Annotated in this window: 14 protein-coding genes and 1 tRNA gene; 13 read left to right on the top strand and 2 right to left on the bottom strand. The window is 68.8% G+C overall.

Annotated features, from left to right (window positions below):
* Positions 1 to 142: 142 nt before the first annotated feature.
* Together QHF85_RS19370 and QHF85_RS19365 are read left to right on the top strand one after the other, a co-directional pair.
* A complete protein-coding gene (locus tag QHF85_RS19370; RefSeq protein ID WP_281328711.1) occupies positions 143 to 751 on the top strand; it encodes a hypothetical protein in 609 nt (202 codons plus the stop codon).
* The gene (locus tag QHF85_RS19365; protein WP_281328710.1) at positions 751 to 1359 is read left to right on the top strand and encodes a hypothetical protein; all 609 of its coding nucleotides are present in this window, start codon (positions 751 to 753) and stop codon (positions 1357 to 1359) included. Before QHF85_RS19370 ends, QHF85_RS19365 begins: the two co-directional genes overlap by 1 nt.
* Here QHF85_RS19365 and QHF85_RS19360 read toward each other — a convergent pair.
* On the bottom strand, positions 1356 to 2363 hold the full coding sequence (locus QHF85_RS19360) for an NAD-dependent epimerase/dehydratase family protein (protein ID WP_281328709.1): 1008 nt from the start codon (positions 2361 to 2363) through the stop codon (positions 1356 to 1358). The genes QHF85_RS19365 and QHF85_RS19360 overlap by 4 nt on opposite strands.
* A 251-nt stretch (positions 2364 to 2614) precedes the next feature.
* Between QHF85_RS19360 and QHF85_RS19355 the strand changes: the two genes are divergently transcribed.
* From QHF85_RS19355 to QHF85_RS19305, 11 genes are all read left to right on the top strand, one after another.
* Positions 2615 to 3421, top strand: coding sequence for a response regulator (locus QHF85_RS19355; protein WP_281328708.1), 807 nt, complete (start codon positions 2615 to 2617; stop codon positions 3419 to 3421).
* Between the two features lie 289 nt (positions 3422 to 3710).
* A complete protein-coding gene (locus QHF85_RS19350; RefSeq protein WP_281328707.1) occupies positions 3711 to 5711 on the top strand; it encodes a hypothetical protein in 2001 nt (666 codons plus the stop codon).
* Positions 5712 to 5763: 52 nt separating this feature from the next.
* Positions 5764 to 6768, top strand: coding sequence for a MoxR family ATPase (locus QHF85_RS19345; protein WP_281328706.1), 1005 nt, complete (start codon positions 5764 to 5766; stop codon positions 6766 to 6768).
* 14 nt (positions 6769 to 6782) lie between these two features.
* The gene (locus tag QHF85_RS19340; RefSeq protein ID WP_281328705.1) at positions 6783 to 7730 is read left to right on the top strand and encodes a DUF58 domain-containing protein; all 948 of its coding nucleotides are present in this window, start codon (positions 6783 to 6785) and stop codon (positions 7728 to 7730) included.
* 3 nt (positions 7731 to 7733) lie between these two features.
* Positions 7734 to 9629 (top strand): VWA domain-containing protein, encoded by a 1896-nt coding sequence (locus QHF85_RS19335; protein ID WP_281328704.1) that lies wholly within the window; start codon positions 7734 to 7736, stop codon positions 9627 to 9629.
* The gene (locus tag QHF85_RS19330; protein WP_281328703.1) at positions 9626 to 12478 is read left to right on the top strand and encodes a VWA domain-containing protein; all 2853 of its coding nucleotides are present in this window, start codon (positions 9626 to 9628) and stop codon (positions 12476 to 12478) included. Before QHF85_RS19335 ends, QHF85_RS19330 begins: the two co-directional genes overlap by 4 nt.
* Before the next feature lie 200 nt (positions 12479 to 12678).
* On the top strand, positions 12679 to 13623 hold the full coding sequence (locus QHF85_RS19325) for a homocysteine S-methyltransferase family protein (RefSeq protein ID WP_281328702.1): 945 nt from the start codon (positions 12679 to 12681) through the stop codon (positions 13621 to 13623).
* A 47-nt stretch (positions 13624 to 13670) separates the two neighbouring features.
* Complete coding sequence (locus tag QHF85_RS19320) at positions 13671 to 15032, top strand: glutamate-cysteine ligase family protein (protein ID WP_281328701.1); 1362 nt, start codon at positions 13671 to 13673, stop codon at positions 15030 to 15032.
* A gap of 72 nt (positions 15033 to 15104) precedes the next feature.
* On the top strand, positions 15105 to 16457 hold the full coding sequence (locus QHF85_RS19315; protein WP_281328700.1) for a hemolysin family protein: 1353 nt from the start codon (positions 15105 to 15107) through the stop codon (positions 16455 to 16457).
* A gap of 45 nt (positions 16458 to 16502) precedes the next feature.
* Entirely contained in the window at positions 16503 to 18824 is a 2322-nt protein-coding gene (locus QHF85_RS19310; RefSeq protein WP_281328699.1) for a S9 family peptidase, read from the top strand.
* A gap of 123 nt (positions 18825 to 18947) precedes the next feature.
* Positions 18948 to 19024 (top strand) — tRNA-Pro (locus QHF85_RS19305).
* A 7-nt stretch (positions 19025 to 19031) separates the two neighbouring features.
* Here the strand turns inward: QHF85_RS19305 and QHF85_RS19300 are convergent.
* Positions 19032 to 19916: glycoside hydrolase family 19 protein (locus QHF85_RS19300; protein ID WP_281328698.1), on the bottom strand; the 885-nt coding region annotated here is incomplete at its 5' end.

Raw genomic sequence — 19916 nt, 5'->3', positions numbered from 1 at the left:
ATTCCGTTCATGAGGCCCGTGTCCGGCCCCGAGCCGTCCGCGAGCCTCTGTCGCCGGTCTTTCGAGGACGAGCTGTTCAACCGGGCGCGAGGCGCCTGCTGGATCCCGGTCCCAAGGCGCCCCGTCCAGGACGAGGTGCCCCGTGAGCCGTACTACCAGTATCGCGATCTCTCCTAGTATCTCCGACTACTTCATGAGCGCCGTGGGCGATGCGCTGCGCTTGCGGAAGATCGAGGCCTCCGCGGCGGCGTCGCACTACCTCGTGGGCATTCTCTGCGACTATGCCCACCCCAGCGAGGAAAACGAGTCGGCGTTTTCCCGACCCCTCGCCTTCCAGCTCCACGACGCGCTCGAGGCCTCGGGGACCACGCGCTTCCGCCGCCTGCGCGCGCTCGGGGACGGCGTGCTCTACGGGGTCGGCTTCTTCGGCGGCCATGTCGATCTCCGCGGGATCGACCGCGGCTACGTGATCCGCGTCGGCGCGACGGCGTACGACAACGCCTCGGCCATGCTGCGCGCGCCGGGCCAGCGCGCGACGCACGACGTCCTGTCGGAGCTCGCCGATCGATTCGAGCAATTCGTGGAGGTCCTGAACGAGGTCGCCGACGGCGCGATCGCGCAGGGCGCTCAGGGCCAGCGCGGGCTGCTCAAGCTCTACGAGCGCTGGCTGCGCACGGGTTCGTCGCGCATCGCGGAGGAGCTCGGCGCGCGCGGGCTCGTTCCGACGCGGGGAAAGGAGGGCGTCCACTGATGGCGCCCTCGCTGCCCGCGCGCATCCAGGCAGCGCTCGAAGGCACGTACGGCATCCCGGAGGCGCCCTCGGTGGAGGACTTCATCCAGCCGATCGACGCATCCGAGGAAGAAGGCCGCGAGGTCCTCTTCGTGCGCGAGGACGACGACGGCGTCTCCGTGGTGCTGCATTTGCCGCGCGCGGCGCTCGAAGCGACGAACCCGCCGTTCGATCTGCTCTGTCAGGTCGTGGAGGGCGTGAGCCATTTCCTCTGCCTGGCCGAGCGCGCGCGGCGCGAGCTGCCGGTCACGCAGCTCGAGCTGGAGCTCCAGGCCGAGGTCGACAAGTACGTGCTCCTCGTGCACGGCCCGCTCGCCGCGCGGCGCTTCGATCCCGACCGCGCGGCCCGCATCCGCGCGCGCCTCTTCGAGGCCGTGGCGTACCTGCACCCGCCGGGCACCGAGCGCGGCGATCGCTACCGCCTCGCGAACGATCTCGCCGCCCGCTTCGCTGGCCGACTCGAAGAGAGCTTCGCGCGGCGCGGCCACTTCGATCGGATGCGCCGCGCGCTCCGCTCTTTCTACGCGGCCGGACAATCCGACAAGATCTCGCTCGCCCGAGCTGCTTAGACCATCCCGTTCGTCCGGAAGTACTCGATCGCGCGTTCGACCGAGGTCCGGAGCGGCGTGCAAGGCATGCCGAGCTCGCGCCGGGCCTTTGCGCCGTCGAAGTAGGCGTGGTGCTGCATGTAGCGGACGCTCTTGTACGTCGCGAGTGGCGGCGCGTGGCTCACGTGGTTGGACCAGGATTCGAGGCCGAAGGCCATGGCCCGCGCGAGGCCGGAGGGGATCGGCAGCCGCGGCGGCGTCTTCCCCGCGACCTCGGCGACGAGCTCGAGGAACGCGCGGAACGTGATGTTGTGGTTTCCCAGGATGTACCGCTCGCCGAAGCGCCCGCGGGTCTCGGCTGCGACGTGCGCCTCCGCGACGTCGTCCACGTCGACCGCGCAGAACCCGCCTTCGCCCACGCCGGGCATCTTCCCGTGGAGGAACGAGAGGATGATCGCGCCGGTCGGCGTGGGCCCGATGTCGCGCGGGCCAAACGGGAACGCGGGGTTCACGATCACCACGGGAAAACCTGCCTCGGCGAGGCGCGTGACGACCCGCTCGGCGTGGTACTTCGAGGCGATGTAGTCGTTCGCGATGTCCCAGAGGTTCCACGGCGTCGACTCGTCGGCGGGGCTCGCGTCGTCCTTCAAGCCGACGGCCGCGATCGAGGACGTGTAGATCACGCGGCGCACGCCGACGTCGCGAGCTGCGAGCATCGAGGTCAACGTGCCCTCGATGTTGACGCGGTGGATCGGCGTGGGATCGGGCATCCACACCTTGTAGATCGCCGCGAGGTGGTAAAACGCGCCCGCGCCTTCGAGCGCCTTGCGCATCCCCTTCGCGTCGCAGACGTCGACCTCGATGCGCTCGACGCGATCCGCGGGCAAACCTTCGAGGTTTTTCGGATTGGCCCCGGGCTCGACGAGCGCGCGCACCTTGCGGCCTCCTTCGAGCAACTTGCGCACGACAGCCGAGCCGATGAATCCCGTGGCGCCGCTCACGGCGGCGAGGTCCTGCGTGGTCATGGTGCGGCTCCATGCTCGCCCGAGCCGAGCGCCTTGGGAACGAGGTACGTCACGGCGATGTTCGTCCGGCGCTCCCCGATGCGTGTCCGCGTGTAGGGGCAGCGCTTTACGACGACATCGGGAATGTCCAGGCGTCTTCGTTGCTTGGGGGCCGGAACGCCTGCGCCGAGGCTCCGAGACGCTGTGGTGAAACTGCCCGGCGCATGTAGGCCTTGACCTTCCACCCTTCGGCGTACTCTCATCCCGAAACGATGTCGTCCGCCAGCACCAGCACGAAGCCTCTCACCGTCGTCGTCGCCGAGGACGAGCCCGCCATGCTGAGCCTGGTGGCTCGCCATTTGAGGACCCTCGGCTTCCAGGTCCACGATGCCGCCGACGGCGAGACCGCCTGGCGCCTGACGCAGCAGCATCATCCCGATCTCGTCATGCTCGACGTGATGATGCCGCAGATGAGCGGCTGGGAAGTCGCGAAGCTCGTCAAGGCCCCGGGCGCCGCAGGCGGAACACTCGCGAACACGCCCGTCCTGATGCTCACGGGCATCGGCGAGAGCATGAACGCGATGACCTCGCCGCTCTTCGCCGACGGCTGGCTCGACAAGCCGTTCGAGTTCGCGAAGCTCGACGAGAAGATCCGCGAGCTGCTCGCGAAGTACGGCAAGGACATGCCGTCGCGAAGGGCGCTCGACGACGCCGACCTCGACGAGGAGCCGGTCGCAGAAGCCGCGCCCGCGCCCACGCCGAAGCCCGCGCGTGCCGCGAAGAAGGCCGCGAAGAAGCCGGCGAAGAAGGCCGCCGCGAAGAAGGTCGGTAAGGCCTCGGCGAAGGCCACGAAGGCCACGAAGAAGGCGCCCGCGAAGGCCGCAGCGCCGGCGAAGAAGGCGCCCGCGAAGGCCGCGGCGCCGGCGAAGAAGGCTGCCGCGAAGAAGGCCACGAAGAAGGCTTCGGGCGGCAGCGCGGCCAAGGCGCCTGCCGCGAAGAAGGCGACGAAGGCGAAGGCGACCGCGGGGCGGAGGTCGACGGCGAAGAAGCCGCGGGCCGCGGCGCGTCGATCGAGCTGACGACGCGCGAGCCCTGTACGACAAGGGCGCGACGGACGGCGTATCGTCCGAAGCGCCCTTCGTCGTTTGTGCCTGTCCTCGGCCGTGAGGTTCCTGGAGGCGGGTAGGGGGGCGCCCCGAACGCGCTCGCTCCTCGGGGGAATCCTCCCGGCGCGTGACGCGTAAGATCGCGATGCGCGGCCCGTTCTCAGGGTAGGAACTTACGGGCGCCCGAAACGTCAACAGCTACAATGACGCCCCTCACCTCCCGGCGATCGGTCCTCCCGGGGCGATCGGAGCGACTTCTACCGTGAGCGATCACCGTATCCAAGGGCTCTCTCGCATCCGCCGCGCCGCCGCGATCGTCTCGCTCCGGCTGCGCATCGCGCGGGCCGTACGTTACCTGCCGAACGCGCTCACGCTGGCGTTCGCCGTCGTCGCCGGCACCCTCGCGTGTCGCAAGTTGTTCCCCGACCACCTCTCCGAGCAGCGCGCGCGCCACATCTTGATCGGCGCCGCTGCGGCCGTCGTCGCCGTCGCGCTCGTGGGGCTCCTCCGCAAGCTCGCGCCGCGGGCCGGGACGATCGCGCTCGATCGTCATCACAAACTCCACGACAGGCTCACGAACGCGCTCGCCTTCGACGCCTTGAAGGCCTCCGAGCGCACGCCGCTCATGGAGGTGGCCATCGACGACGCGTGCGAGAACGCGCGTGATCTCAAGCCCAGCAAGGCCGCGCCGATTCGTTTGCCCTCGGACTATTTCGCGGCGCTGCTCGTCGGCATCGGCGCCGTCGCGCTCGCGCTCGTCGAGATCCGCACGTCCATCAAGGAGGCGCCGCCGCAGCTGCGCACGATCGACGCGGTCGCGCTCTCGGACGACGATCTGGAGCTCTTCCGCGAGGCCGCGAAGGAGCTCGCGAAGAAGGATCAAACGCCCGAAGTGCAGGCCGCGATCGAGCGGTTCAACCAGCTCGTCGAGGACATCGCGAACAAGCGGCTCGATCGCACGGAGGCCTTCCGCAAGATGGAGGCCATCGAGCGTGACCTCTTGAAGGGCGCCGAGGCCGATCGGAAGGCGCTCGAAGAGGCGCTCGAGCAGATGGGCAAGGACCTCGAGTCGAGCGAGCTCTCGAAGCCCGTCGGCGAGTCGCTGAAGAAGAAGGACCTCGAGAAGGCGAAGAAGGACCTGAAGGAGCTCGCCGAGCGGCTGCGCGACGGGAAGAAGAAGCCCGACAAGGCCTCGCTCGAGCGGCTCAAGGACGCGCTGAAGAAGGCCTCCGATCGGCAGAAGGATGCGCTCGCTGCGATCAACGAGAAGCGCGCCGAGGCCCGCGAGGAGCTGCTCAAGAAGAAGCAGAAGAAGAACGAGCAGGACGGCGGCCCGCAAGACGAGCAAGAGGAGCGCCTGCTCAAGAAGAAGGAGCGCGAGCTCGAGCGGCTCGATCGCGAGGCGGAGAAGCAGGAGCGCCTCGGGCGGCAGCTCGACAAACTCGATCGCGCGCTCGCGAAGGCGGCCGAGGATCTGATGCGCGAGCTCGGCGCGTCCGCCGAGGATCTCGAACAAGCGGCCGAGGACATCAACCGCATGCAGCAGGAGGAGATGTCCGAGAAGGAGAAGGAAGAGCTCCGGCAGCGGCTCGAAGAACTGCGCGAGATGCTCCGGCAGCAGGGGCAATCGGGCAAGCAGCGCATGGCCCGCATGCTCCGCTTCGGCAAACGCGCGCGCGGCGGGCAGGGGCAAGGTCAGCCGCAGCAGGGCCAGGGCCAGGACGGTCAGGGCCAAGAGGGGCAAGACGGCCAAGACGGCCAGGATGGCGAGGGCCAGGACGGCCAGAACGGCCAGAACGGCGGCGGCCAGCAGGGCGGTGGTCAGGGCAAACAGTGGGTGATCGGCCCGGGCGGCAAGAAGATGCTGGTCCTCTCGCAAGGCGGCGGCCAGGGGCAGGGACAAGGCCAGGGCGAAGGCCAGGGGCAAGGTCAGGGCGACGGCCAGGGGCAGGGCGGTCAGGGCACGGAGCCGGGCGGCAAGGGCGTCGGCTCGGGGCACGACGGCGACCTCGCCGGCAAGCGCACCGATCCCAAGATGGGCACGCAGGACGTGCAGGCCCAGGGCCTCGACAGCGGCGGCGGCCCCTCGAACAGCGAGGTGATCCTCGCGGCGGCCGAGAAGGGCTTCAAGGGCGGCGGCTACAAGAAGGTCTTCACGCAGTACAGGACCGTCGCCGAGGAGCAAATCAACAAAGAAAAGGTGCCCGACGGGTACCGATTCTACGTGCAACGCTATTTCCAGCTCATTCGACCCAGGGAGTGAGCGGCGCGCGCGGGCACGATTGGTTTTTCCAAGTAGAACGATAGGGGAAGAGATGGCCGAGAAGAACAAGGACCTCGCGCGCGCCGAGGTCGCCGATTTTCAGAAGAGCATCGGCGGGCTGCGTGAGGAGGTGGGGAAGGTCATCGTCGGCAACCGCGAGGTCGTCGACGGCGTGCTCACGTGCATGCTGGCCGGCTCCCACGCGCTGCTCGAAGGCGTGCCGGGCCTCGGCAAGACGATGCTCGTCCGGACGATGGCGCAGGCGCTGGAGCTGCAGTTCTCGCGCATCCAGTTCACGCCCGACATGATGCCGGCCGACATCCTCGGCACGACGATGATCGACGAAGGCGCGGGCGGGCAGCGCTCGCTCTCGTTCCGCAAGGGCCCGATCTTCGCGAACATCGTGCTCGCCGACGAGATCAACCGCGCCACGCCGAAGACGCAGAGCGCGCTGCTCGAGGCGATGCAGGAGCATCGCGTCACGGTCTCGAAGACGAGCTACACGCTCGAAGAGCCGTTCTTCGTCCTCGCCACGCAAAACCCGCTGGAGAGCGAGGGCACGTATCCGCTCCCCGAGGCGCAGCTCGACCGGTTCTTCTTCAAGCTCCACGTGCCGTTCCCGGGCCGCGAGGAGCTGCACGGGATCCTCGATCGCACGACGGGCATGGACGCGCCCGAGGCGAAGCCGGTGGTCGACAAGAAGCGGCTGCTCGCGATGCAGAAGCTCGTGCGCGAGGTGCCGGTGGCGCGGCACGTCCAGGACTACGCGGTTCGTCTGCTCCAGGCGACGCACCCGGAGGGCAGGTCGCTCGACCTCGTGAAGCGCTTCGTCAAGTTCGGCTCGTCACCGCGCGGGGCGCAGGCGCTCCTGCTCGCGGCGAAGATCCGCGCGCTCTTCGAGGGGCGGTTCGCGGCGTCGGTCGACGACGTGAAGGCCGTGTGTTTGCCGGCGCTCCGGCACCGCGTGCTGCTCAACTTCGAGGGCGAGGCCGAAGGCGTGAAGACCGACGACGTTCTCCTCGCGATCATGAAGCAGCTGCCCGACACCGCCGAGTAGGGAGCTTCCTCGCCATGGGTGTGCTCGAGTTCCTGGGGCTTCGGCCCGACAAGCCGTCCTTGCGCCGCGGCGGCGCGGGCGGCGACGACGACCTCTTCGACGACGAGTTCCAGCGCAAGCTCGAGTACCTCGCGATGGTGAGCCGTCGCGTCTTCTCGGGCGCGATGCGCGCCGAGCGACGGACGAAGAAGACGGGCTCGGGCATCGAGTTCGCCGATCACCGCGACTACGCGCCCGGCGACGACATTCGCTACCTCGACTGGAACGCGTACCAGAAGTTCGATCGGCTCCTGATCCGGCTCTACGAGGAGGAAGAGGATCTCGCGATCTACTTCATCCTCGACACGTCCTCGTCGATGGGCTTCGGCGAGGGCGAGAAGCTCCGGCAGGCGAAGCGGCTCTGCGCGGCGCTCGCGTACGTCGGGCTCGCGAACCTCGATCGGATCGCGATCGTCGCGGCCACCGACGAGATCAGCGGGCGGATGCCGACGACGCGCGGCAAGGCGCGCATCTTCCGCATCTTCCGCTTCCTCTCCGGCGTGAAGGCCGAGGGCCCGACGGATCTCGGCGCGGCGATGAAGACGTTCGTCGCGCAGCACAAGCGCCGCGGGCTCGCCGTGTTGCTCACCGACCTCTACGATCCGGAGGGCTTCGAGCGCGGGATCAACGTGCTGCGCTTCCATCGATTCGAGCCCTACGTGATCCACCTCGTCGATCGGCACGACGCGCGGCCCGACATCAAGGGCGACGTGCGCGTCTACGACTGCGAGACGGGCACGGAGCGCGAGGTCACGGTCACGGCCAAGGTGCTCGAAAAATACCAGCAGGCGTACGAAGGGTACCTCGACGAGGTGCAGCGGTTCTGCACGTCGCGGCAGGTGAGTTATTTCCGCGCCGACGCCGACGTGTCCTTCGACGAGCTCATCCTCCGCGTCTTCCGCCGCGGCGGCTTCCTCCGGTAAGCCATGCATTTCGTCGGCGTCCCGCTCGCGACCTTGCTTCAGATCGGCGCCCTCGCCGGCAGCGTGGTCGTCGTCTTCTACATCCTGAAGCTGCGTCGGCGCCCCGTCGCCGTTCCCTTCGAGAAGCTCTGGGAGCGCATCCTGCGCGACAAGGAGGCGACGAGCCTCTTCTCGCAGTTGAAGCGCTTCCTTTCGCTCCTCCTGCAGCTCGCGCTCCTCGCGCTGCTCCTGCTCGCGCTCGGCGATCCGCGGCCCGCGGCGAACATCCTCGAAGGCCGCAACATCATCGTGCTCGTCGACGCGAGCGCGAGCATGAAGGCCACGGACGCCGCGCCTTCGCGCATCGACGCCGCGAAGGAAGAGGTCAAGCGCATGGTCCGCGGCCTCTCGGGCAGCGATCGCATGCTCGTCGCGCAGATGGATGCGGCCGTGACGCCGCTCTCCACGATGACGAGCGAGATCCCCGACCTCGAAGCGGCTGTCGCGTCGATCAAGGCCACGGATGCGAGCGCCGACTTCGCGCGCGGATTGCGTTTCGGAGTCGACACGCTGCGCGGCCTCTCCTCGCCGGAGATCATCGTCGTCTCCGACGGCGCGCTCGGCCCCGCCGCCGACGCGGCCGGGCCCGTGGAGCTCGGCGACGTGCGGCTCTCGTTCCTGCCCATCGGATCCCGGGCGACGAACGTGGCGATCACGGGTTTTTCCGTGCGGCGTTATCCGCTCGACAAGAGCCGCTACGAGGTGATGCTCGAGGTCACGAACACGAACGAAGAGCCGGTCGACGTCGAGCTCTCGCTCTTCGGCGACGGGCAGCTCACGGACCTCTCGCAGATCCGGCTCGGGCCGAAGGAGCGGCTGCCGCGCTTCTATCCGAACCTCTCGGGCGCGTCGAAGACGCTCGAAGCGAAGATCGCCTACGCGAACGGCAGCCGCGACGATCTGCCCGCCGACGATCACGCCTTCGCGCTCCTGCCCGAGCGCAGGCGGGCCCGCGTGCAGGTCGTGAGCTCCGGCAACATGTTCCTCGAAGCCGCGCTCCTGCTCGACGAGTACCTCGAGGTCACGACGATCGATCCGTCGCGGTACCCGGCGAAGGGCAACTTCGACGTGACCATCTTCGACGGCGTGACGCCGAACGTGGCGACGGGCAGCGGCAGCCTGCTCTACCTGAACCCCTCGGGCGAGAACGTGCCGTTCGAGGTGGGCAAGCCCGTCGAAGATACGGATCCGAACTATCGGCTCGGCTTCGACGAGCTCGACGAGAAGCACCCGATCCTCCGCTACACGGTCCTCTCGGACGTCAACATCGGGCGCGCGCGTCCGCTGAAGGGCGAGAAGGAGGACAAGGTGATCGGCAAGAGCTACAAGGGGCCGATCCTGATCGCCGGCAGCCGCGCGGGGGTGAAGTTCGTCGCGCTCGGCTTCGACATCCGCGAGAGCGATTTTCCGCTCCGGATCTCCTGGCCGCTCTTCCTGCTCAACACGATCAACGAGTTCGTCGAGGAGGACGTCCAGTACATCTCCTCGTTCCGCACGGGCACGGTCTGGCAGATCCCGGCCTCGTCCGCGGCGGCGACGGCGACGCTCGAATTGCCCGATGGAACGAAGCGCGACGTGCCCGTGAAGGACGGCCGCGCGGTCTTCCTCGGCCAGCAAGCGGGCTTCTACAAGCTGTCCACGAGCCCCGACGAGATCACGACGTTCGCGGCGAACCTCGTCGATCCGGCCGAGAGCGTGATCAAACCCGCGACCGAGCTCGTCGTCGGCGGGCGCGCGGCAGGCCCCGTCGGTGAGTTCAAGGTCGGCGTGCGGCGCGAGATCTGGATCTACTTGCTCGCCGCGGTGCTCCTCGTCACCGCGATCGAGTGGCTCACGTACCATCGGAGGGTGACGGTTTGAACAAGCGCCTCCGGGTCATCGCTTGGGTCTCGACCTGCCTCGCGCTCGCAGGGCTCCTCTTCTGGGCCTACCGGCGCTTCGTCCTCCTGCACCCCGATCCCACGCTGACGTGGGTGCGCGGCGGGATCACCTACGAGCTGCTCAACCCGAAGATGCTCGGCGCGATCTTGGTCGCGCCGTGGTTCGTCGGCGTCCTCTCGCAGTCGCTCGCGGATCTGCCGTGGCCGCAGCGCGTGCTCTCGGTGCTCCTGCGCATCTCGTTCGTCGTGCTGCTCGCGCTCGGCCTCTCGCGCCTCGCGCGCACGGCCACGACCGAGAAGGTGTGCACGGTCTACCTCGTCGACGTCTCGGACTCCGTCACGGACGAGGCGCTCGACGACGCGCGCGCGGCCGTGCAGCGGGCCTGGGCCGAGAAGCCGAAGGACGGGATCGTCAAGCTCGTCACGTTCGCGAAGCGGCCACGTGTCGTGGAGGCGCCCGATGCCGAGGGCGAGAACGCAAAGCCTCCGCTGATCACGCGGCACCTGGGGTTTGGGGCGAAGGGCGCCGAAGGCGATCCGAAGCCCCAAGCGTCGACCGACACGGACAAATCGCAGGCGGAGTCGCTCGGCGCAGGCTCGAACTTGCAGGCGGCCCTCCAGCTCGCGTACGGCCTCTATCCGCAGGGCTACCTGAAGCGCGCCGTGCTCCTCACGGACGGCGTGCAGACCGAGGGCGACCTGCTCGCCGAGTCGAACCGCGCCAAGGAGTTCGGGATCAAGCTCTTCACGATCCCGTATCGCCGGCCCGCGCCGCCCGAGGTGGCCGTGCGCGAGCTCAAGATGCCGGAGCGCGTGAAGGTCGGCGAGACGTTCGCGATCCACGCCGACATCTACGCGACGCGGGCGACGAAGGCGCGTGCGCGGCTCTACCAGGGCGAGGCGCTGAACGGGCTCGAAGGCGTCAAGGAGCTCGATCTCAAGGCCGGCCCGAACGACGTCATCTTCAAGAGCGTCGTGCGCTTGCCGGGCCAGGTGACGTACGCGTTCGAGGTCGACGAGATCCCGGCCGACAAGTTCAAGGAGAACAACAAGTACGCGACGACGATCGACGTCCCCGGGCGCCCGGCGGTGCTCTACATCGAGGGCACGCCGCAGCACGCGGGGCCGCTCTCGAGCGCGCTCACGGCGCAGCAGCTCGACGTCGACGTGCGCCCGCCCGCGGGCTTCCCGGCATCGGTGAAGGAGATCGAGCGCTTCGACTTCGTGATCCTGAGCGATACGCCGAAGGACGCCGTATCGCTTCAAGCGCAGGAGCTCATCGAGACGTACGTCCGTGATCTCGGCGGCGGTTTCCTCTTCGCTGGCGGCGACGCGGGCTACGGGCTCGGCGGCTGGTACCACTCGACGATCGAGCGGATCTTGCCGGTCCGCATGGACAACGAGCGCAAGAAGGAGATGCCGAGCGTCGCGATGGTCCTCGTCATCGACCGCTCGGGCTCGATGACCGGCCTGCCGCTCGAGATGGCGAAGGCCGCGGCGAAGGCCACGTCGGGCGTGCTCTCGTCCGATGATCTGATCGAGGTGATCGCCTTCGATTCGGCGCCGACGCGGTACGTGAAGATGCAGCCGGCGCGCAACCGCTCGCGCATCGCGGGCGACATCGCGCGCATCCAGCCAGGCGGAGGCACGGAGATCTTCCCGGCGCTCGACGCGGCCTACCAGGACCTCACGGTCACGCAGGCCCGCAAGAAGCACGTCGTGCTGCTCACGGACGGCAAGGCGTCGAGCTCGGGCATTCGTGATCTCGTCTCGGCCATGATCGCCGAGTCGATCACGGTGACGACGGTCGGCCTCGGCGGGGACGTGGACGAGCAGCTCCTCAAGATGATCGCCGACGTCGGCGGCGGCCGGTATCACGCCGTCGGCGACGCGAACAACCTGCCGCGCATCTTCACGAAAGAGACGGAGATGATCGCGCGCGCCGCCGCGGTCGAGGAGTGGTTCCCCGTCACGCAGGTCGGCGACGCGGCCTTCCTGCGCGGCGTCGACGTGCGCACCGCGCCGAACCTGCACGGCTACGTCTCGACGAAGATGAAGCCGCCGCCCGCGGTGGAGCTGCTCCAGAGCGACACGCAGGAGCCCATCCTCGCGCGCTGGCGCGTGGGCCTCGGATGGACGCTCGCGTGGACGAGCGACGTGAAATCGCGCTGGGCGGTCGAGTGGCTGAGGTGGCCGGGCTTCGAGCGCTTCTGGGGCCAGCTCGTGCACGAGCACATGCGGCAGAAGCATCGGCGCGAGCTCGACATGAAGGCCGACGTCGTGGGCGGCAGGCTTCGCGCCTCCGTCGACGCCTTCGGGGCCGACGAGCGCTTCGAGAACAATTTGACCTCGAAGCTCTCGATCATCGTGCCGGGCGGCGAGACGAAGGTCGTCGACTTCCGGCAGACCGCGCCCGGTCGCTACGAGGTCGACGAGCCGCTCGACAAGTACGGATCGTTCCTGCTCCGGGCCGAGCACATGCGCGAGGCCGAGGGCGGCGCGATGAAGCAGATCGCCGTGAGCTTCGGCCACGTGTCGAACCCGTACCCGAAGGAGTACGCGAGCTTCGAGGCTGATCTCCCGACGCTCGAGAAGGCGGCCCTCGCCACGGGCGCGGCCGTCGATCCGGCTTCCGTGCAGGCGATCTTCGACCCTGCCGGGGAGAAGGTGACGTACCACGAGGAGCTCTGGACGCGCTTCGTGTATGCGGCGATCGTGGTCTTCCTCCTCGACCTCTTCGTCCGTCGCGTCCGCCTGTTCGATCGGAAGTTCCTTCCGAAGCGAGGGGCGCGCGGGACCGGGCAAGCGGCCTCTGCGCGGGGGGCGTGATGCGCGATGGAATGGGCCGCGTGACGAGCACATGAAGGCTTGCTCGCCGACCCGGACGGGAAATGCACGTGGCAGCCGCGTCTCGGGTTCCGTGTTTTCAGGTGAAGTGGTAGAAGGGGACGAAGGTTCGTCCTTGTGTCGACGGCCTTCGGCCGATCCTGGACATTCCCAGCTCGGCCCTCGAACCCCTGCGTGATGACGTGAGCTCTCTCGATGCCCTCCTGACCCGCCTCGAAGCGGGGCGCCCGCTCGTCCTGGGTGGCGATCCGGTCTCGTCCTTCGCGGCGAGGGGCGTGGAGACCTCCGGCGCGGCGCCCCTCGGGCGCGCCGTGCGCGAGAACCCCGGCGCCGTCTCCGAGCACTACCGGCAGGAGATCACCGCGGGATCGGACGTGATCGTGGCCGTCACGGACGAGACGATGCCGCGAGCGCTCGCGCAGATCGGCATGGCGTTCCGCTCGGCCGCGCTCACGGGCACGGCGGTCGATCTCGCGATCGAGGCGGTCGGCACCGCGCATCGGCCGGTCGTGGTGGCGGGCCTCCTCGGCGCGCGCTGGATCGCGCCGGCGCTGCCGGAGCGGATCACCGAAGAGTACGCGATGCACGCGACGCGCCTGTCGACGTCGGGTTGCGAGCTCATCATCGCGCGAGGCTTCTCGCCGGAGGCGTTCCGCCACGGCACGCAGCTCGCGCGTATGGCGCGGCTCTCGGCCATCGTGAGCGCGTGCGCGACGCAGCTACCGACATGGGCGCTGCTCGAAACGTCGGACGGCGAGCGTATCGTCGACGGTGACTCGCTCGACGAGGGGACACGCGCCTCGGTCGACGCGGGCGTGCATGCCGTGATCGTCGACGTGCCGAGCGAGAGCGCGGCCAAGGCTGCGCTGGAAATCGTGACGCGGGCGGGAGCTCCGCGCGTCGGGGTTCTGCTCGCGGCGAGCCCCGAGTGCCAACATGGCGTACCAGACACCACGTCATCGGTGGATGCGTGGGCCGCGGCGTGCAAACGTCTGGTGGACGCAGGGGCGAGGTTCGTCGGCGGTGGTGCTGGGACCACGGCAAAACACGTCGCTGTCCTCGCGCGTGTGCTTGGTCCGAAGGGATCCGGCTCGGAACGCTCCCCGATGTGGCCGCAGGCCGTCTAGGCCTGTCCCGCGCCCCAACTCCCCGAACAGCTTGAGAACCACGAACGATGGCCGAAGCGAGCCTTTCGAATCAGGCGGAGATCATCCGCGGCATCGATGACCTCCTGATCCCCTTCCACGCGGCGATGAAGCCGCGCGATCGTTACCGCATCGGTGCGGAAGCCGAGAAGTTCGGCGTCGACACGACGACCGGAGCGCCCCTCCCTTACGAGGGCCCGCGCAGCGTCCTCACGGTGCTCGAGGCGCTCGTCGAGCGTCACGGCTGGAAGATCGATCGCGAGTCGCCCACGGGCCCGATCATCGCGCTCGAACGCGCGGGCGCCTCCGTGACCCTGGAGCCGGGCGGCCAGCTCGAGCTCTCCGGCGCCGCCTTCGACAACGTCCACCAGATCTGCCTCGAGATGAGCGGTCATCTCGCGGAGCTGCGCGACATCTCGGGCGAGCTCAACCTGAGCTGGCTCGGCGTCGGGTTTCATCCGCTCGCGCGGCAGGACGAGCTGCCGTGGGTGCCGAAGTCTCGGTACGGCATCATGCGCCGTTACCTGCCGACGCGTGGCACGGGCGGCCTCGACATGATGCGCCGCACGGCCACGGTGCAGGCGAACTTCGACTACTCCAGCGAGGAGGGCGCCATGCGCGCGCTCCGTGTCTCGCTCCGCCTCTCGCCCGTCACCACGGCGATGTTCGCGAACTCCCCGTTCGTCGAGAGCGGTCTCTGGGGCGGCAAGAGCCGGCGCGCGCTCACGTGGCTCAGCGTCGATCCCGCGCGGCAGGGGCTGCTCGAGAACGTGCTCGAGCGCGGCAAGCGCTTCGTCGACTACGTCGAGTGGGCGCTCGACGCGCCGATGTTCCTCATCAAGCGCGGCGACACCGTCCTCGAGAACACGGGCCAGTCCTTCCGCAGCTTCTTGAAGCACGGCTTCCGCGATCACCGTGCGACCTCGACCGACTGGCAGACGCACCTGAACACGCTCTTCCCCGAGGTGCGTCTCAAGCGCACGATCGAGGTCCGCGGGGCGGACTCGCAGTCGGCCGCGCTCACGTGCGCGCTGCCGGCGCTCTGGACGGGCATCCTCTACGACGATCGCGCCCTCGACGAAGCCGAGGCGCTCACCGAGAGTTTCACCTATGCCGAGCTCGAAGCGCTCCGCCCGGAGATCGCCCAGAAGGGGCTCGGGGCGACGTTCCGCGGCGAGAAGCTCGCGGCGCTCGCGGAGCGCGTGCTCGTGATCGCCGAGGGTGGGCTCGCGCGGCGGGCTCGCATGCGCAATGGCAAGGACGAGCGCGTGCACCTCACGCGCCTCGGCAGCCTCGTCGAGAAGGGCCAGTGTCCCGCCGACGCGCTCGTCGAGGGGCTGACGAGCGACTCGGATTTGCGCCGCGAGATCCTCGTGCGGGCTCGCATCTAGGGCCGCCTTCGCAGGGAGAACGAGCCATCGCTCGGCGCGCTCTCCTGCTCCTTGGGGGACCGGGTTCGGACGATGACGACGATTCTCTATCTGCTCGCGACGGCGCTTCTCATCCTGCTGAACGCGTTCTTCGTCGCGTCCGAGTTCGCCATCGTCAAGATGCGCCCCTCGCGGCTGGAGCAGCTCGTGCGCAGCGGCGACGCGCGGGCCAAGCGGGCGCTGACGATGTCGCAGCGCCTCGACGCGTACCTCTCGGCCAACCAGCTCGGCATCACGCTCGCGAGCCTCGGCCTCGGCTGGATCGGCGAGCCTGCGGTCGCGCACCTCCTCGAACCTTGGCTCATCAAGTTCGGCGTCGGCCCCGAGGCCACGCGCGCGATCGCGCTCGGCGTCGCGTTCACCTTGATCATGTCGCTCCACACGATCATCGGTGAGCTCGCGCCGAAGACGCTCGCCATCCAGCGCACCGAGAAGGTCACGCTCTTCGCCGCGCAGCCGCTCCACGTCTTCTTCGTGTTGATGTGGCCCATCATCTGGGTCTTGAACTCCGCGGCGAACGGCTTCGTGCGGCTCTTCGGCCTCCAGCCCGCGCACGAGGAGGAGATCGCGCACACCTCCGAAGAGCTCCGCATCCTCCTCACGCGGAGCCCTGCAGGCCTCGATCCTGCGCTGCGCAGCATGCTCGTGCGCATCTTCGATCTGCGTCGGCGCACCGCGCGCCACGTCATGTCGCTGCGCAGCGAGGCCGCGACGCTCCGGGCCGCGATGAGCATCGACGAGGCCGTGAAGATCGTCGCGGAGGCCGGCTACTCGCGGTATCCCGTCCTCGACGCGCAGGGCCACACCGTGCTCGGGTACCTGCACCTGCGCGACCTCTTCGACGTCCTCTCGGGCCGCCGCAAGGCCGCGCGCGTCGCCGAGCTCCTCCGCAAGCCGATCTTCGCCCGCGAGACCACCTCCGTCGAGCGCCTCCGCCTGGAGATGCAGGCCAAGCAGATCCCCGTGGCGATCGTCACGAGCCCGACCGGCGAGTTCGTCGGACTCGTCACGATCGAGGACGTGCTCGAAGAGATCGTCGGCGAGATCCGCGACGAGAACGACGAGGAGGTCCCGCCGATCCATCGCCGTGGTCCGGGCATCGTCGAGGTCGACGGCCGCGTCCTGCTCGCGGACCTCGAGCGCGACGCGGGGATCGTCCTCTTGCCCGAGGCGAAGACCGTCGAGACCGTGGGCGGTTACATCCTCGAACGTCTCGAACACCCGGCCGAGCCTGGAGATCGTGTCGAGTGCGAGGGCTACACGCTCGTCGTGACGGACGTCGTTGGCCGGCGCGTGCGTCGCGTCCGCATCGTCACGACGGACAAGTCGGTGCCGCCGCCGCCGCCGCCTTTGGACGAGGCGGAGGGCGGCGGGTTGCCCGAGTGATGGGCGGGGTGGACTCGGGCTCGCTCTCGGTCTAACCGGGGGAGCATGCACAAGGCACAGGGTCTGGCGGGCGTGCTCGCGCTCGCGGGGGTGCTCTCCGGTTGCGGCGGGGCCGGCGAGCCGTGGCCGAAGCGGCCGCTCTTGAACGAGATGACGAAGGACCGCGCTGCGGAGGGCGCGCCGAAGGCGGCGGCGCCGGCGGCCGACGCGACGCGCGGCACGATCCTCGGGCCGGAGAAGAGCGCCATCTCGTTCGAGCAGATGGTGAAGATGCCGGAGCCGGGGTGGAACATCCCGCGTCAGGTCAAGGCTTCGCCCGACGGCAAGCTCGTCACGTACCTCGCGAGCGAGTCGGGGGACATGACGATGTCGCTCTTTGCGTTCGACCTTCCATCGCGCACGTCGAAGGTGATCCTGCGCGCCTCGGATCTCCCGGGCAGCTCGAAGCCGCTCTCGCGCGAGGAGGAGCTCCGGCGCGAGCGCCAGCGGCAGAAGACGATGGGGATCGTCGCGTACCAGTGGGCCGAGAAGGCGCCCGTGATGCTCGTGCCTTCGTCGGGGGACGTCTTCGTGCGGTCGGCGGCCGGCGCGATCACGCGCCTCACGGAGACCAAGGAGCCCGAGCTCGACCCGCAGATCTGCGCCACGGGCGAGCGCGTCGCGTTCGTCCGGTCGGACGATCTGTGGGTCGTGGACGTCGCGACGCGCAAGGAGACGCGGCTCACGACGGGCGGACCTCCGGGCACGACGCGTGGGCAGAGTGATTTCCTCGGACAGGAGGAGCTCGACGAGCCGCACGGGTTTTTCTGGTCCCCGGGCTGCGACAAGATTGCGTATCTCGAGGTCGACGAGCGCGAGGTCCCCGAGCATCCGGTGCTCGGGTATCGCGGCGACAAGCCGGACCTCATGATGCAGAAGTACCCGGCGCCCGGCGACAAGAACCCCAAGGTTCGCGCGGGCATCGTCGACCTCAAGACGAAGAAGACGACCTGGTTGAAATGGCCCGCCGAGGCCGAGCGCTACATGGTCCGCTTCCACTGGGCGCCCGACGGCAATGCCTTGTACTTGCAGACGCTCGATCGGCTCCAGAAGCGCCTCGCGCTCGTGCGCGTGGACGCGAAGAGCGGCGAGACGAAGGAGCTCTTCGCGGAGACCTCGCCCACGTGGATCGAGCCGGCCACGTTCGAGCCGCTTGAAAAGTCCCCGCGGTTCGTGTGGACGCGCGACATCGGGGGGCATACCCACCTCGAGCTCCGGGACGTCGCCACGGGCGCGCCGATCAAGCAGCTCACCTCGGGGGAATGGGACGTGCAGCTCGTGAGCCGCGTCGACGAGGAGGGCGGGCGCGTCTTTTTCATCGCCGACGACAAGGATGCTCCGCTCGACCGCCAGCTCTATTCGGTGAACCTCGACGGCGGCGAGAAGAAGCGCTGGACCGAGGAGCCCGGCGTGCATTATGCGGGCGTCGATCGGGGCGCGAAGACCGTCACGGACATTCATTCGGCGAAGGATCGGCCGCCGAAGGTCGTCATTCGCGAGCTCGGCGGCGCCGTGATCGGGGATCTCACGCTCCCGATGGATCCCGTGTTCGCGTCCCTCCACGTGCGCACGCCCGAGATCCTGACGGTGGACGGCCCCGGCGGCGTGAAGCTTTATGGCACGCTCCTCCCGCCGCGCGTGATCGAGCCCGGGAAGAAGTATCCCGTCATCGTGATGGTGTACGGCGGCCCCGGCGTGCAGACGGTGCTCAACATGTGGTCGCCGTACCTCCAGTGGCAGCACCTCGCGGATCGCGGATTCGTCGTCTACCAGCTCGACAACCGCGGCACCGCGGGGCGAGGCCAGGCCTTCGCGGCGCCTCTTTACAAGAATGCCGGCAACGTCGAGCTCGAGGACCAGATCGCCGGCCTCGACGCCGTCGCCAAGCGCCCGTACGTCGACGCGAGCCGCGTCGGGATCATCGGCCACAGCTATGGCGGGTACATGGCGGCGCTCGCGCTGCTCAAGGCGCCCGATCGGTTCCACGTGGGCGTCGCCGGTTCGCTCGTGACGGATTGGCGCCTCTACGACAGCGCATACTCCGAGCGCTACCTCGGCAGCCCCACGGCGGACGCGAAGGCCTACGAGGCGGCGGACCTGACGAAGCTCGCCGGAAACCTCCGCGGCAAGCTCTTCCTCCTGCACGCGCTCATGGATGAAAACGTGCATTTCCAGAACACCGCGGAGCTCATCGACGCGCTCGTCGCGGCGAACAAGCGCTTCGATCTCCTGGTGTTCCCCGGGGAGCGCCACGGCTACCGGGCGCCGGCCGCGAAGCTCTACGCGACGCAGCGGTCGATCGAATATCTGGTGGACAACCTTCGCTAGAACATCGCGTGGCGGGGGGGCTCCGCTCGGCCGAGCCGGGCTGAGCCCTTCGAGCCTCTTGCTCTGGGCCCGGACGTCGTCTAGAGTGCGCGCCGCGCGGTGCCCGACAGCGGGCGGCGCCGCCGGGGAGTCGCACAGTCCGGTAGTGCACGAGCTTTGGGTGCTCGTTGTCGTGGGTTCAAATCCCACCTCCCCGACCAGCTTCGCTCAATACGACTGCATCTTGTCGCAATAAAGGTTCGGGCCCGGGTCCACGCCGAGCATCTGCGTGTATCGCTGGTAAAACCCGACGCGGTCTTCCACCTTGGCGTTCGTCGGCTGGTTGCACTCGAGCCCGCCGTTGATGACGTTGATCGTCATCCCGAACCCGGGCACCCGGCCGAGCGTTTGATCCTGCGCTGACGGCGTCCACTTCCCCGTCATCACGTCGTGACAGGACGGCTTGGGCGATTGCGGCGTCATCCAGAACCAGCCGCCCGTCCGGAAGGCCACCGTGCCATTCGACGTCACCTGATCCGGATCGGTCAGGAGCGGCAGCCCGAGCGCGTCGCCCGCCTGCCCGTAGTTGTAGTTCCACGAGAGCTGGATGGGCCCGCGCCCGTGATACGTCTTCCCCGGCGCGCAAGGCCATTGCTGGTTCGTCGAGTCGCAATAGCCCGTGCAGCCCCCGTTCTCGCAGCCGACCTCCTGCGTGAAATAGAGCCCCCACGCATGGGGGCCGTCCGGGGCCGCGGGCCAGCCGCCCGTGGTCTCGTGCGAGATGTTCGCGAGGAACGCGGCCGCCTCGCGCTTTCGATCGTCGAGGCTGCCCTCGTTGCAGAAGGCCGGGAACGTCTCCGCCGCGGCGACGAGCGATTCATACGCGTACAGCGCGTTCCGGTGCAGGAACATCGCGTCGTAGACCTCTTTCGAGACGATCGCCGCGAATCCATTGCCACCGCCGCCGCCGCTGCCGCCCATTCCTCCGGCGCCGCCCATTCCGCCGGTGCCGCCCATTCCCCCGGCGCCGCCGCTGCCGCCCGCGCCGCCCATTCCTCCGGCGCCGCCGCTGCCGCCCGCGCCGCCGGGCCCGCCGCCACTGCCGCCGCTGCC

The organism is Polyangium sp. 6x1 (assembly GCF_029946515.1).
GTDB lineage: Bacteria > Myxococcota_A > Polyangia > Polyangiales > Polyangiaceae > Polyangium.
This window is presented reverse-complemented; position numbering and strand designations above follow the sequence as displayed.